Below are 13796 nucleotides of genomic sequence, written 5' to 3' on the forward strand. Positions count from 1 at the left end.
CATGCTACTGGCGCTGGCGCAATGGCTGCAGAATGACGCAAGCTTCTTGCGCGTGTTCAGTTATCTGACGTTCCGTGCGGTGATGGCGACCATCACTGCGATGGCGATCGGGCTTTTCCTCGGCCCGTGGGTGATCCGTAAGCTCACCGAAATGAAGGTCGGCCAGGCCGTGCGCACGGACGGCCCACAGACGCACCTCGTGAAGTCGGGCACGCCCACCATGGGCGGCGTGCTCATCCTGTTGGGCATCGCTGTTTCGACGCTGCTGTGGGGCGACCTCACGAACCGCTTCATCTGGATCGTGATGCTCGTGACCTTTGGCTTTGGCGCGATCGGCTGGGTCGACGACTATCGCAAGGTCGTCTACAAGGACCCGCGCGGCATGTCCTCGCGCGAGAAGTATTTCTGGCAGTCGGTGATCGGCCTGTTTGCGGCGGTGTATCTCGCGTTCAGCGTGTCCGAGGCGAGCAACGTGCGCGTGTTCGATCTCTTCATGGCGTGGGTAAGGAGCGGCCTCTCGATGGGCCTGCCCGCCCGCGCGGATCTCTTGCTGCCGTTCCTCAAGTCGATCAGCTACCCGCTCGGCGTGTGGGGCTTCATCGCGCTCACGTATTTCGTGATCGTCGGCGCGAGCAACGCCGTGAATCTCACCGACGGCCTCGACGGCCTCGTGATCATGCCGGTCGTGCTCGTGGGCGCGTCGCTCGGCGTGTTCGCCTACGTGATGGGCAGCTCGGTCTACTCGAAGTACCTGCTTTTCCCGCACATTCCCGGCGCGGGCGAGCTCTTGATCTTCTGCTCGGCGATGGGCGGAGCCGGGCTCGCGTTCCTCTGGTTCAACACGTATCCGGCGCAAGTGTTCATGGGCGACGTGGGCGCGCTCGCGCTCGGCGGCGCGCTCGGCACCATCGCTGTGATCGTGCGTCAGGAAATCGTGCTCTTCATCATGGGCGGCATCTTCGTGGCGGAAACGCTCTCCGTGATGCTGCAGGTCACGTGGTTCAAGTACACGAAAAAGCGTTACGGCGAAGGACGCCGCATCTTCAAGATGGCGCCGCTGCATCACCATTTCGAGCTGTCCGGCTGGAAAGAGACGCAGGTCGTCGTGCGCTTCTGGGTCATCACGCTGATGCTGTGTCTGATCGGCCTGTCGACTTTGAAGCTGCGTTGATCGGCACTACGGGTTCAACAAGGTAAGAAAGGGAAGCAAGCGATGTTTGGCGAGAAGTTTCGGGATCGGCAAAAGCCGATGGTGCTCGTGCTGGGACTCGGCGAATCGGGGCTCGCGATGGCGCGCTGGTGCGCGCGCCATGGCTGCCGCCTGCGCGTCGCCGACACACGCGAGACGCCGCCAAACTTGCCCGAACTCGCCGCGCGCGGCATCGACGCGGACTTCGTCGGCGGTCCTTTCTCCACGGCACTGCTCGAGGGCATCGAGCTCGTCGCCATCAGCCCGGGCCTTTCGCCGCTTGCCGCTGACCTCGTGCCGCTGATTACCGCCGCGCGCGAGCGTGGCATCGAAGTTTGGGGCGAGCTCGAGCTCTTCGCGCAGGCGCTGCGCCATCTCGGCGAGAGCGGCTACGCGCCGAAGGTGCTCGCCATCACGGGCACGAACGGCAAGACCACCACCACGAGCTTGACGGGCATGCTCTGCGAGCGCGCGGGCAAGCGCGTGGCCGTGGCCGGCAACATCAGCCCGGCGATGCTCGACAAGCTCGCCGAGGCGATCGACAACACCGCGCTGCCCGACGTCTGGGTGCTCGAGCTATCGAGCTTCCAGCTGGAGACGGCGCACAGTTTCGCGCCCGACGCGGCGGCGATCCTCAACATCACGCAGGACCATCTCGACTGGCACGGCGGCATTGACGCCTACGCAGCCGCGAAGGGCCGTATCTTTGGCGCGCAGACCACGCGTGTGCTCAACCGCGACGACGCGCGTGTAATGTCGCTCGCGAGCGTTCAAATGAGCGGCAACGCGAAGGTCGTGACTTTCGGCCTGACTGAGCCGCAGCGCGAAGGCGACTACGGCATCTCGCGCGACAACGGCATGCTCTGGCTGGTAGAGGCCCACGACCGCGACGCCACGGACGAGCCTGTCTCGCCGCGCCGCCGCAAGCAGCTCGACGCCGCGCCCGTGAATCTCACGATGAAGCGGCTAATGCCCGCGGACGCGCTGCGCATCCGCGGCCTGCACAACGCGGCGAACGCACTCGCGGCGTTTGCGCTTGCGCGCGCGATCGATCTGGCGCCTGCCGCATTGCTGCATGGCCTGCGCGAATATCGCGGCGAGCCGCATCGCGTGGAGTTGATCGCGTCGATCGAGGGCATCGACTACGTGGACGACAGCAAGGGCACGAATGTCGGCGCGACGGTGGCGGCGCTCGACGGCCTCGCGCAGCGCGCGGTGCTGATCGCGGGCGGTGACGGCAAGGGCCAGGACTTCGAGCCGCTCGCGGCGCCGGTGGCGTGCTGGTGCCGCGCCGTGATGCTGATCGGCCGCGACGCGCCCCAGATTCGCGCGGCGCTCGAAAGCACGGGCATCGCGCTTGCCGACCACGCCACGCTGGAAGATGCCACGCGTGCGGCCACCGCGCTCGCTGAGCCGGGCGACGTCGTGCTGCTCTCGCCGGCGTGCGCGAGCTTCGACATGTTCAAGGGCTACGCCCATCGTGCGGCGGTATTTCGCGACACGGTGGAAGAGATCGCCGCGGAACGGGGGACGATGATATGAGCTGGTCCGAACGGTTCGGCGCGCGCCTGTCGCGCGACACGAGCGGCGGCGCGCAGGGTCAAGCGGGCGCCGGCGCGCGCTCGGGCGGCATTTCGAGTGTCGTCAGCGGCGTGCGTCCCGCGCGTTCGCGCATGCTCGACTACGACTACTCGCTGCTGTGGGCCGTGATCGCGCTGCTCGGCCTTGGCGTGGTGATGGTCTACTCGGCCTCGATCGCCATGCCCGATTCGCCGAAGTACGCCTCGTACCACGACTACGCGTTTCTCGTGCGCCATATCGTTTCGCTCGTGATCGGCGCGGTCGCGGCGCTCGTCGCGTTCCGCATTCCCGTTTCCACCTGGGACCGCTACGCGCCGAAGCTCTTCCTCGTCGCATTGGCGATGCTCGTGATCGTGCTGATCCCCCACATCGGCAAGGGCGTGAACGGCGCGCGGCGCTGGATTCCGCTCGGCGTCTCGAACATGCAGCCCTCGGAAATCATGAAGCTCGCGGTGACGATCTACGCCGCGAACTACACCGTGCGCAAGCAGGAATACATGCACAGCTTCGCCAAGGGCTTCTTGCCGATGGCGTTTGCCGTGGGCGTGGTGGGCGCGCTGCTGCTGCTCGAGCCCGACATGGGCGCATTCATGGTGATCGCCGCGATTGCGATGGGTGTGCTGTTCCTCGGCGGCGTGAACGGCAAGCTGTTCGGCGGCCTCGTGGCCACGGCGGTCGGCACCTTCACGCTGCTCGTGTGGGCGTCGCCGTGGCGTCGCGAGCGGATCTTCGCGTACCTCGACCCGTGGGACGACCGCTACGCGCAGGGCAAGGCCTATCAGCTCACGCACTCGCTGATCGCGTTCGGGCGCGGCGAGTGGTTCGGCGTGGGACTCGGCGGCAGCGTCGAGAAGCTCAACTATCTGCCCGAGGCGCACACCGACTTCATTCTCGCCGTGATCGGCGAGGAACTCGGTTTCGTGGGCGTGCTGATCGTGATCCTGCTGTTCTACTGGATCGTGCGCCGCTCGTTCGAGATCGGCCGCCAGGCGCTCGCGCTCGACCGCACGTTTGCGGGGCTCATCGCGAAGGGGCTCGGCGTGTGGTTCGGCGCGCAGGCGTTCATCAACATGGGCGTGAATCTCGGCTTGCTGCCGACCAAGGGTCTCACGCTGCCGTTCGTGAGCTATGGCGGCTCGGGCATTTTGCTCAACTGCGTTGCTATCGCTGTGCTGTTGCGAGTCGATTACGAGAATCGGGTCTTGATGCGCGGAGGGAAGGTATGACCGCAGCAACGCGCACGCTCATGGTGATGGCCGGCGGCACCGGGGGACATGTGTTCCCGGGGCTCGCCGTCGCGCATCGCATGGAGCAGTGGGGCTGGCGCGTGGTGTGGCTCGGCAATCCCGCGGGCATGGAAGCGACGCTCGTGCCCAAGCACGGTATCGCCATGGAGTACGTGCGTTTCGGCGGCGTGCGCGGCAAAGGTATCAAGACCAAGCTGATGCTGCCGTTAAACCTGCTGCGCGCGTGTACGCAGAGTCTCGCGGCACTGCGCCGCGTGAAGCCAGACGTCGTGCTCGGCATGGGCGGATACATCACGTTCCCAGCGGGTGTGATGAGCGCGCTCTCGGGACGTCCGCTTGTGCTGCACGAACAGAATTCGATCGCGGGCCTCGCGAACAAGGTGCTCGCGAAGCTCGCGAGGCGCGTGCTCGTGGCGTTCCCGGGTGCGTTGCCGCACGCCGAGTGGACCGGCAACCCGATCCGTGCGGAGCTCGAGCACGTGGTGCAGCCGCAGGCGCGCTATGCAGCGCGCAGCGGTCCGCTGCGGGTGCTGGTGGTGGGCGGCAGTCTCGGCGCGGCGGCGCTCAACGAAGTCGTGCCGCGCGCGCTTGCGCAGCTCGCTGCGGACGAGCGACCGCACGTGGTGCATCAGGCGGGCGCCAAGCATATCGACGCATTGCGTCAGAACTATATCGACGCCGGAATCGAACCCGGTGACACGGCGCAGCTCGTGCCGTTCATCGACGACATGGCAAGCGCCTACGAAAACGCGGATCTCGTGATCTGCCGCTCGGGCGCGATGACGGTGGCCGAGATCGCGGCCGTGGGCGTGGCGGCGCTGTTCGTGCCGTTCCCCTACGCGGTCGACGACCACCAGACCACCAACGCGGCGTTTCTCGCGCAACAGGGCGCGGCGCGTGTGGTGCAGCAACGCGAGCTTTCTGCAGAGGCGCTCGCGGACTGGCTCAAGCAACAAACCAGAGCATCTCTGGCTGACATGGCCGAGCGCGCCCGCGCGCTCGCAAAACCCGACGCCGCCGATCAGGTCGCGCGCATTTGCGCAGCCGTGGCGGGCGCCAGTCCGGGAGGAAAGCAATGAAACACATCGTCAAACATATTCATTTCGTCGGCATCGGCGGCGCGGGCATGAGCGGCATCGCCGAAGTGCTCGTCAATCTCGGCTATCACGTGAGCGGCTCGGACCTCACGAAGAACGCCGTCACCGACCGCCTCGCCGCGCTTGGCGCGCGCATCGCGATCGGCCACGACGCGGAGAACATCGAAGGTGCGAACGCGGTGGTCGTCTCCACCGCCGTGCGCAGCGACAATCCCGAAGTGCTCGCGGCGCGCCATCGCCGCATTCCGATCGTGCCGCGCGCCGTGATGCTCGCGGAGCTGATGCGCCTGAAGCAGGGCATCGCGATCGCGGGCACGCACGGCAAGACCACCACGACCTCGCTTGTCGCGAGCGTGCTGGCTGCGGGCGGGCTCGACCCGACCTTCGTGATCGGCGGGCGGCTGATCAGCGCGGGCGCGAACGCGCGCCTCGGCACGGGCGATTTCATCGTGGCGGAAGCCGACGAGTCGGACGCCTCGTTCCTGAATCTCTTCCCGGTGATCGAAGTCATCACGAACATCGACGCCGATCACATGGACACCTACGGGCACGACTTCGCGCGCCTGAAGCAGGCGTTTATCGAATTCACGCATCGTCTGCCGTTCTATGGCATCGCGGTGCTGTGCGTCGACGACCCGAACGTGAAGGAAATCCTGCCGTTCGTCTCGAAGCCGATCATTCGCTACGGCTTCGCGCCCGATGCGCAGGTGCGTGCGGTCAACGTGATGGCGCGCGACGGCAAGATGTACTTCACGGCGATGCGTGAAGACGCGGCCTCGATCGACATCGTGTTGAACCTTCCGGGTACGCACAATGTCCAGAACGCACTGGCCGCGATTGCGATCGCGACCGAGCTCGAAGTGAAGGACGCGGATATCCAGCGCGCGCTCGCGGAATTCAACGGCGTGGGCCGGCGCTTCCAGCGCTATGGCGAGATTCCGGTGAACGGTGGCGGCACCTACACATTGGTCGACGATTATGGCCACCACCCTGTGGAAATGGCCGCGACCATTGCTGCCGCGCGCGGGGCATTCCCTGATCGCCGCCTCGTGCTGGCGTTCCAGCCGCACCGCTACACGCGCACGCGCGACTGCTTCGAAGATTTCGTGCGCGTGCTCTCGACGGTCGATGCGCTCGTGCTGACCGACGTGTACGCGGCGGGTGAAGCGCCGATCGTTGCCGCCGACGGCCGCGCGCTCGCACGTGCGATCCGCGTGGCGGGCAAGGTCGAGCCGGTGTTCGTGGAAACGGTTGATGAAGTGCCGGACGCGCTGGCCGCAGTGGTCCGCGACGGCGACGTGGTGATTACGATGGGCGCGGGTTCGATCGGCGGCGTGCCGGGCCGGATCGCGCAACAGGAACAAAAGGCGTGAGTGACATGAGCAGTATCGATCCCAATTTCGATCCGAAGCAATTCGGCAAGGTGGCGGTGTTGTTCGGCGGCGTGTCCGCCGAGCGCGAGGTGTCGCTCAAGTCGGGCACGCTCGTGCTGCAGGCGCTCAAGAGCGCCGGCATCGACGCGCATCCGTTCGATCCGTCCGAGCGGCCGCTTTCGGCGCTCAAGGACGAAGGCTTCGTGCGCGCGTTCAATGCGCTGCATGGCGGCTACGGCGAGAACGGCCAGATCCAGGGCGCGCTCGACTTCTACGGCATCCGCTATACGGGCACGGGCGTGCTCGGCTCGGCGCTCGGGCTCGACAAGTTCCGCAGCAAGCTCGTGTGGCAGCAACTGGGCATTCCCACGCCGCCGTTCGTCGCGGTGCTGCGCGGCGAGGACTACGTCGCGCGCGCGCCCGAGATCGTCGCGAAGCTGGGCCTGCCGCTCTTCGTGAAGCCGGCGAGCGAAGGCTCGAGCGTCGCGGTCATCAAGGTGAAGAAGGCCGAAGAACTGGTGCCCGCGCTCGAAGAAGCCGCGAAGCACGACAAGATCGTGCTGGCGGAGAAGAGCATCGAAGGCGGCGACGAGTACACCGCGTGCGTGGCCGGCGACCTCGACCTGCCGATCATCAAGATCGTGCCGGCGGGCGAGTTCTATGACTACGACGCGAAGTACATCCTCGACACCACGCAGTACCTGATTCCCTGTGGCGTCGCGCCGGAGAAGGAAGCAGAACTGAAGAAGCTCGCGCGCCGCGCGTTCGACGTGCTCGGCTGCACCGACTGGGGCCGCGCCGATTTCATGATGGACGGCCAGGGCAATCCGTACTTCCTGGAAGTGAACACGGCGCCGGGCATGACGGACCACTCGCTGCCGCCGAAGGCCGCGCGTGCGGTGGGTATCGAGTATCGCGAGCTGGTCGTGCGGGTGCTCGCGCTCACGCTGAAGGATTGAACCGCTAAACGAACTCTGACCAACGAATTGCAGTGCGCGCATTGAATCGACAATCTCGACATGTGGAATAACGTACGCCAGCTCAATCTTGCCGCCAACGCGTTGCACGCGCTGCTCGTGCTCGCGCTCCTGGCGGCCGGTGGCTACTGGCTCGTGCAGCGTCCGAATTTCGCGCTGCGCGAGATCCGCATCGAGGGCGACACCGAACACATCAACGAACCGACGGTGCGTGCGAGCGTGGTCGGCCGCCTAAAGGGCAACTTTTTCACCGTGAATCTGGATACCGCGCGCGCCGCGTTCGAGCAGATGCCGTGGGTGCGCCATGCGAGCGTGCGCCGCGTGTGGCCGAACGCGCTCGCGGTGAACCTCGAGGAGTACAAGCCGCTCGGCACGTGGGGCAGCGACCAGCTTGTGAGCACCGATGGCGAGCTCTTCACCGCGAACCAGGGCGAGCTCGACGGCGACTTGCCCGCGTTCGACGGCCCGGACGGCACCGCGCCCGAGGTGGTCGCGCGTTATCACGACTTTCAGAAGTGGTTTGCACCGCTCGGCCTCGAGCCTGACGAAGTGACGCTCTCACCGCGCTACGCGTGGACGGTGAAGCTCTCGAACGGCATGGAGGTGGAGCTCGGGCGCGAGCGCAACGCCGAGACGCTCGCCGAGCGCACGCACCGGCTCGTCGTGGCATGGACGCCGCTCACGCAACGTTGGGGGAAAGAGATCGAATATGCGGATTTGCGCTATCCGAACGGTTTTGCGATTCGGGCGGCCGGCATGCGCTTCATCAGCGACACGCCGACCCCGGGGAAGAAGTAACAGCACATCACACGCAACGAGCACGATATGAGTAAAGACTATAAAGATCTGCTGGTCAGCCTCGACATCGGGACGGCGAAGGTGGTGGCCGTCGTCGCCGAAATGAAGGGCGATGGCCATTACGAAGTCATCGGCCTTGGCCAGAGCGAATCGAAAGGTCTCAAGAAGGGCGTGGTGGTGAACATCGAGGCCACGGTGCAGTCTATCCAGCGTGCGCTCGAAGAAGCGGAACTCATGGCCGACTGCAAGATCACTAACGTGTTCACCGGCATCGCAGGCAGCCATATCCGCAGCTTCAATTCGAGCGGGATGGTCGCCATCAAGGAAAAGGAAGTCACGCAGACGGATGTCGCGCGCGTGATCGAAACCGCGAAGGCGATCAACATCCCGACCGACCAGCAGGTGCTGCATATCCTCACGCAGGAATTCATCATCGACGGGCAGGAAGATGTGCGCGAGCCGATCGGCATGAGCGGCATCCGCCTCGAAGTGAAGGTGCACATCGTCACGGGGGCCGTGAGCGCGGCGCAGAACATCGTGAAGTGCGTGCGCCGCTGCGGTCTCGAAGTGAACGACCTGGTTTTGCAGCCGCTGGCTTCGTCGCTGGCGGTGCTCACCGACGACGAGAAGGAACTCGGCGTGGTGCTGGTGGATGTGGGCGGCGGCACGACCGACATCGCGATCTTCAGCGAAGGCGCGATTCGCCATACCGCGGTGATTCCGATCGCGGGCGACCAGGTGACGAGCGACATCGCCATGGCGCTGCGCACGCCCACGCCCGATGCGGAAGACATCAAGGTGAGCTACGGCATCGCGAAGCAGGCGCTCGCGGATCCGGACGAAATGATCGAAGTGCCGGGCCTCGGCGAGCGCGGTCCGCGCACGCTGTCGCGCCAGGCGCTGGCGGCCGTGATCGAGCCGCGCGTGGAAGAGTTGTTCTCGCTCGTGCAACAGGTGGTGCGCGAGTCGGGCTATGAAGAGTTGTTGAGCTCGGGCGTCGTGCTCACGGGCGGCGCCGCAATGATGCCGGGCATGGTGGAGCTCGGCGAAGACATCTTCTTGAAGCCGGTGCGCATTGGCGTGCCGGAGTACGCGGGCGGTCTCGCCGACGTCGTGCGCAATCCGCGCTATTCGACGGCGATGGGGCTGCTAGTCGAGGGCCGCGCGCAGCGTATGCGCGGTCGCAAGGTCGCCGTGCAGTCGGGGTCGATGGGCCAGGTCTTTTCACGCATGAAGGACTGGTTCCTCGGCAACTTCTAAAGCGGCTCACGTACGCGTTGGGTAAGAGCAGAGACCGAATTTGCGCTGGTGCCGGCGGCTGGCGCGCAGGGGTGGGTTGCCCGACTCATCCCTGAATAACGGCCGAGGTGCGGATATCTTTTTCTTGACGGAGGCAACATGGAATTCCAGATGCTGGAAACGGAAACCAACGGCACCATCATCAAGGTGGTGGGCGTCGGTGGCGCTGGCGGCAATGCCGTGCAGCACATGATCAACCGCGGCGTGCAAGGCGTCGACTTTATCGTGATGAACACGGACGCCCAGGCGCTCTCGCGTTCGCGCGCGCCGGCCGTGATCCAGCTTGGCAACACGGGTCTGGGCGCCGGTGCGAAGCCGGAGATGGGCCGTGCGGCGGCAGAAGAGGCGCGCGAGCGCATCGCCGACGCACTGCGCGGCGCTCACATGGTGTTCATCACCGCCGGCATGGGCGGCGGCACGGGCACGGGCGCAGCACCCGTGGTCGCGCAGATCGCCAAGGAAATGGGCATTCTCACGGTGGGCGTCGTGAGCAAGCCGTTCGAGTTCGAAGGCGGCAAGCGCATGCGCGTGGCGGAAGCCGGCTCGCAGCAACTGGAGGATCACGTCGACTCGCTGATCGTCGTCCTGAACGACAAGCTGTTCGACGTGATGGGCGATGACGCCGAGATGGACAAGTGCTTCCAGTGCGCGGACGACGTTCTGAACAACGCAGTCGCTGGCATCGCTGAAATCATCAACGTGGATGGCCTCGTGAACGTCGACTTCGAAGACGTGAAGACGGTCATGGGCGAGCAGGGCAAGGCGATGATGGGCACGGCCACGGTGGCCGGCGTCGATCGCGCGCGCCTCGCGGCGGAACAGGCCGTGGCGAGCCCGCTGCTCGAAGGCGTCGACCTCTCGGGCGCGCGTGGCGTGCTGGTCAACATCACGTCGAGCCGTTCGCTGCGTCTGTCGGAAACGCGCGAAGTGATGAACACCATCAAGAGCTACGCGGCCGACGACGCCACGGTGATCTTCGGTGCGGTGTACGACGACGCGATGGGCGACGCGCTGCGCGTGACGGTTGTGGCGACGGGCCTCGGCCGCGCGGCGAACAAGCAGCAGGCAGCGCCGATGACGTTGCTGCGCACCGGCACGGACAATCATCCGATTGCCGCCGCTCAGCACTCCTACGCGCCGCAGCAAGGCCACACCGCCGATTACGGCGCGCTCGACACGCCGGCAGTCTGGCGCACGTCGCGCGACACCGCGGCTTCGCACGTTCAGGCGCTGCAGGAAAAGGGCGTCGACACGTACGACATCCCGGCGTTCCTGCGCAAGCAGGCCGACTGAAGCGGACTGCGAGCGAGTTCCAGCTGCGGCGTGGCGTAAGCGGTATTTGTACGGTATGGGTGCGCCCGCCCGCAGACGGAATGACCGGCATGATGTTGCAATGAAGGTGAGAAGAGCCTCGACGCCGCATCCGCGAGGATGCCTGGCAGGGCGGCCTGTCCGCTGCGTTTTGACGCGCGGCAAAAAAGGTGCAGGCAGTCCGTGCCGCTAGCAAAATGGCGAGGTCTTCGGCGCGAAGTTTCCAACTGCGTTGCCAACCGCGTTGCCAGCGTGCCGGGGCGCTTTGCGCATCGATGTGAAGGGACGAGTCATGATCAAAGTGGGTGATACGCTGCCCGACGCAACGCTCTTCGAACTCATCGAAGACGAGCGTGAGGGCTGCACGCTGGGGCCGAACGGCTTTGGCGTGCGCGAGCAGACGGCGGGCAAGCGCGTGGTGATCTTCGGATTGCCGGGCGCCTTTACGCCGACTTGCTCGGCAAAACACGTGCCGGGTTATGTCGAGCAGTACGAAGCGCTACGCGCGGCGGGCGTCGACGAAATCTGGTGCGTGTCCGTCAACGACGCGTTCGTCATGGGCGCGTGGGGGCGTGATCAGCGGACCTCGGGCAAGGTACGCATGATGGCCGACGGCAGCGCGGCGTTCACCCGTGCGCTCGGTCTGGAGCAGGATTTGTCGGCGCGCGGCATGGGGATCCGTTCCCAGCGCTACGCCATGGTGATCGAAAACGGCGTGGTCAAGACGCTGAATCTCGAAGCACCCGGCAAATTCGAAGTCAGCGATGCAGCGAGCATGCTCGCCGCGTTGAGCCCAACATGAGCGCATTTGCCGCGCCTGCGTTGCCTGAGCGCAACGAGCCGGCGGCGTAAATGTGACGGGCTATTACTACGCGCCGTGCGGGCCGCTGGCCGGGAACGCCTCCGTTCCGGTCATCGGCCCGTCTTCCATCCCGTTCGCGTAACAACGGGAAACAGATTGTCACGCCCGTGGCAACGGCGGATTCGGCAGACTTGGAGTATAATTCGTGCTATGAATTAAAAAGTCCCGATTGGGATTTTCAATGAGCAGAAAACTATGTTGAAGCAGCGAACCATCAAATCGATCGTGAAGACGGTCGGCATCGGCCTGCACTCGGGCCGCAAGGTCGATCTGACGCTACGCCCGGCGGCGCCGAACACGGGCATCGTGTTCTCGCGCGTGGATTTGCCGACACCGGTAGACATTCCCGCGTCGGCGATGTCGATTGGCGACACGCGCCTTGCTTCGGTGCTGCAAAAGGACGGCGCACGCGTCTCGACGGTCGAGCACCTGATGTCGGCGTGTGCGGGTCTTGGCATCGACAATCTCTACATCGACGTCACCGCGGAAGAAATTCCGATCATGGACGGCAGTGCATCGTCGTTCGTGTTCCTGATCCAGTCGGCCGGCATCGAAGAGCAGAACGCGCCCAAGAAGTTCATCAAGGTGACGAAGCCCGTGGAAGTGCGCGACGGCGACAAGTTCGCCCGCCTCGATCCGTATTTCGGCTTCAAGCTGAAGTTCACCATCGACTTCCGTCATCCGGCCGTGGACAAGACCGGCCAGGCGCTCGAAGTCGACTTTGCGAATACCTCGTACGTGCGCGAGATCGCGCGCGCGCGCACCTTCGGCTTCGCGCACGAAGTCGAGATGATGCGCGAGCTGGGGCTGGCGCGCGGCGGCAGCATGGACAACGCGATCGTGCTGGACGAGTACCGCATCCTCAACAACGACGGCCTGCGCTACGACGACGAGTTCGTGAAGCACAAGATGCTTGACGCGATCGGCGACCTCTACGTGGTCGGCCATCCGCTGCTGGCTTCGTACGATGCCTACAAGTCGGGCCACGGCCTGAACAACGCGCTGCTGCGCGAGCTGCTTGCGCATGAGGACGCGTACGAGATCGTCACGTTTGGCGATGCCCAGAAGGCGCCGCGCGGCTTCGGCTACGACGCGCAAACGGCATTCGCGTGAAGTTGGCTTGATGTTTGTTTGATTCGTGCGCCGGGCGTTTGCACCGGCTGCGCAATGAAAAAGGGTGGCTCGATGCCACCCTTTTTTACTTTCTTTTCCGGCTATTCGGTCTTGCTCAGCGCCCCCGCAAATGGCGCGCGGCCATCTTCGCGAGCGCTTCCTGCAGCGGAGAGGGCGGCAGGTCTTCGCTGAGCGCGGCGAGTGCCGCGGCCCCTGCCGGTGTCATGCGCGCCTGCTTCGGCAATGGCGGCTCCTTCACCGCCTGCGGCCGCACACGGATGCGCACGCCGTCGAGCGGCCAGCCGCGCGCCTGCAAGTCGGCCACGAGGCGCGGCTCGAGATGCCGCAGCCGTGCCGCGAGCGCGTTGTGCGCCGCGAAGAGGGCCAGTTTGCCATCCTTGATGAAGCCCGGTTCCACGCTCGCGGCCAGATAGTCGGGCAGCAGCGCGTCGAGGTCGCGCTGGATCGCCGCGATCTGCTCGACGCCGGCGCGCAATGGTGCGAATGCATCGGTGCGGCTCAGCACTTCGGCGAGCGGCTGCGGTGCACGCGGCGAGGCAAATTTGCGCGATTTGCCCGACGTGGCCGAAGTGCCTGACGTACGCACGCCAGCGGCACGCGCACCAGCGGCTACGGCATCCGGCCTTGAAAACGGCGAGAAACGGCTCATGTGACAGGAAGAGGAGGCGCGCGGGCTGCGCGGCATTGCCGTCATTGTAGCCTGCGTACTTTGCCTCGATGCGCCTTGCCGCCGTTCGGCCAGGGCTGCCTGGCCGCAAGCCGCCGAGCCCGCAGGGCGAACGCGCCGGACGGCCGCGACATGCGGCTGCTGCCGGCTGCTTCAACGGCTCGCGAGGCGCGTCAGCGCGGGCGTTACACACGACATCCTTCAAGCGGCTGACACGGGCGGCGACCAGGGTGCGTGCTAAAATGCCCGATTCGAATCCAC

12 protein-coding genes are annotated in these 13796 nt (G+C 65.4%); 11 read left to right on the forward strand and 1 reads right to left on the reverse strand.

Annotation, left to right across the window (positions count from 1 at the left end):
* The first annotated feature begins 1 nt into the window (after position 1).
* The 11 genes from mraY (at position 2) to lpxC (ending at position 12847) form a co-directional block, all read left to right on the forward strand.
* Complete coding sequence (mraY, locus tag EYW47_RS33735; protein WP_133199154.1) at positions 2–1171, forward strand: phospho-N-acetylmuramoyl-pentapeptide-transferase; 1170 nt, start codon at positions 2–4, stop codon at positions 1169–1171.
* 42 nt (positions 1172–1213) lie between these two features.
* Positions 1214–2731 carry a UDP-N-acetylmuramoyl-L-alanine--D-glutamate ligase gene (gene murD, locus EYW47_RS33740; RefSeq protein WP_133199155.1) on the forward strand — a complete coding sequence of 506 codons (1518 nt, stop codon included), beginning with the start codon at positions 1214–1216 and terminating at the stop codon, positions 2729–2731.
* The gene (ftsW, locus tag EYW47_RS33745) at positions 2728–3996 is read left to right on the forward strand and encodes a putative lipid II flippase FtsW (protein WP_133199156.1); all 1269 of its coding nucleotides are present in this window, start codon (positions 2728–2730) and stop codon (positions 3994–3996) included. The genes murD and ftsW overlap by 4 nt, the downstream gene beginning before the upstream one ends.
* Positions 3993–5096, forward strand: a complete 1104-nt coding sequence (gene murG / locus EYW47_RS33750; RefSeq protein ID WP_133199157.1) for an undecaprenyldiphospho-muramoylpentapeptide beta-N-acetylglucosaminyltransferase — start codon at positions 3993–3995, stop codon at positions 5094–5096. The genes ftsW and murG overlap by 4 nt, the downstream gene beginning before the upstream one ends.
* Positions 5093–6487 (forward strand): UDP-N-acetylmuramate--L-alanine ligase, encoded by a 1395-nt coding sequence (gene murC, locus EYW47_RS33755; RefSeq protein ID WP_133199158.1) that lies wholly within the window; start codon positions 5093–5095, stop codon positions 6485–6487. The genes murG and murC overlap by 4 nt, the downstream gene beginning before the upstream one ends.
* 5 nt (positions 6488–6492) lie before the next feature.
* A complete protein-coding gene (locus EYW47_RS33760) occupies positions 6493–7446 on the forward strand; it encodes a D-alanine--D-alanine ligase (protein ID WP_133199159.1) in 954 nt (317 codons plus the stop codon).
* Between the two features lie 60 nt (positions 7447–7506).
* A complete protein-coding gene (locus EYW47_RS33765) occupies positions 7507–8262 on the forward strand; it encodes a cell division protein FtsQ/DivIB (RefSeq protein WP_133199160.1) in 756 nt (251 codons plus the stop codon).
* 27 nt (positions 8263–8289) lie between these two features.
* Entirely contained in the window at positions 8290–9522 is a 1233-nt protein-coding gene (ftsA, locus tag EYW47_RS33770; RefSeq protein ID WP_028220110.1) for a cell division protein FtsA, read from the forward strand.
* A 138-nt stretch (positions 9523–9660) separates the two neighbouring features.
* Positions 9661–10854 (forward strand): cell division protein FtsZ, encoded by a 1194-nt coding sequence (ftsZ, locus tag EYW47_RS33775; protein WP_133199161.1) that lies wholly within the window; start codon positions 9661–9663, stop codon positions 10852–10854.
* Positions 10855–11164: 310 nt separating this feature from the next.
* Positions 11165–11674 (forward strand): peroxiredoxin, encoded by a 510-nt coding sequence (locus EYW47_RS33780; RefSeq protein ID WP_133199162.1) that lies wholly within the window; start codon positions 11165–11167, stop codon positions 11672–11674.
* Between the two features lie 255 nt (positions 11675–11929).
* Positions 11930–12847, forward strand: coding sequence for a UDP-3-O-acyl-N-acetylglucosamine deacetylase (gene lpxC, locus EYW47_RS33785; protein ID WP_133199163.1), 918 nt, complete (start codon positions 11930–11932; stop codon positions 12845–12847).
* Between the two features lie 115 nt (positions 12848–12962).
* Here the strand turns inward: lpxC and EYW47_RS33790 are convergent, their stop codons facing one another.
* A complete protein-coding gene (locus EYW47_RS33790; protein WP_377785367.1) occupies positions 12963–13454 on the reverse strand; it encodes a DciA family protein in 492 nt (163 codons plus the stop codon).
* Between the last annotated feature and the right edge of the window lie 342 nt (positions 13455–13796).

The sequence above is a fragment of the Paraburkholderia silviterrae genome, from assembly GCF_004353915.1.
GTDB classification, from domain to species: domain Bacteria; phylum Pseudomonadota; class Gammaproteobacteria; order Burkholderiales; family Burkholderiaceae; genus Paraburkholderia; species Paraburkholderia silviterrae.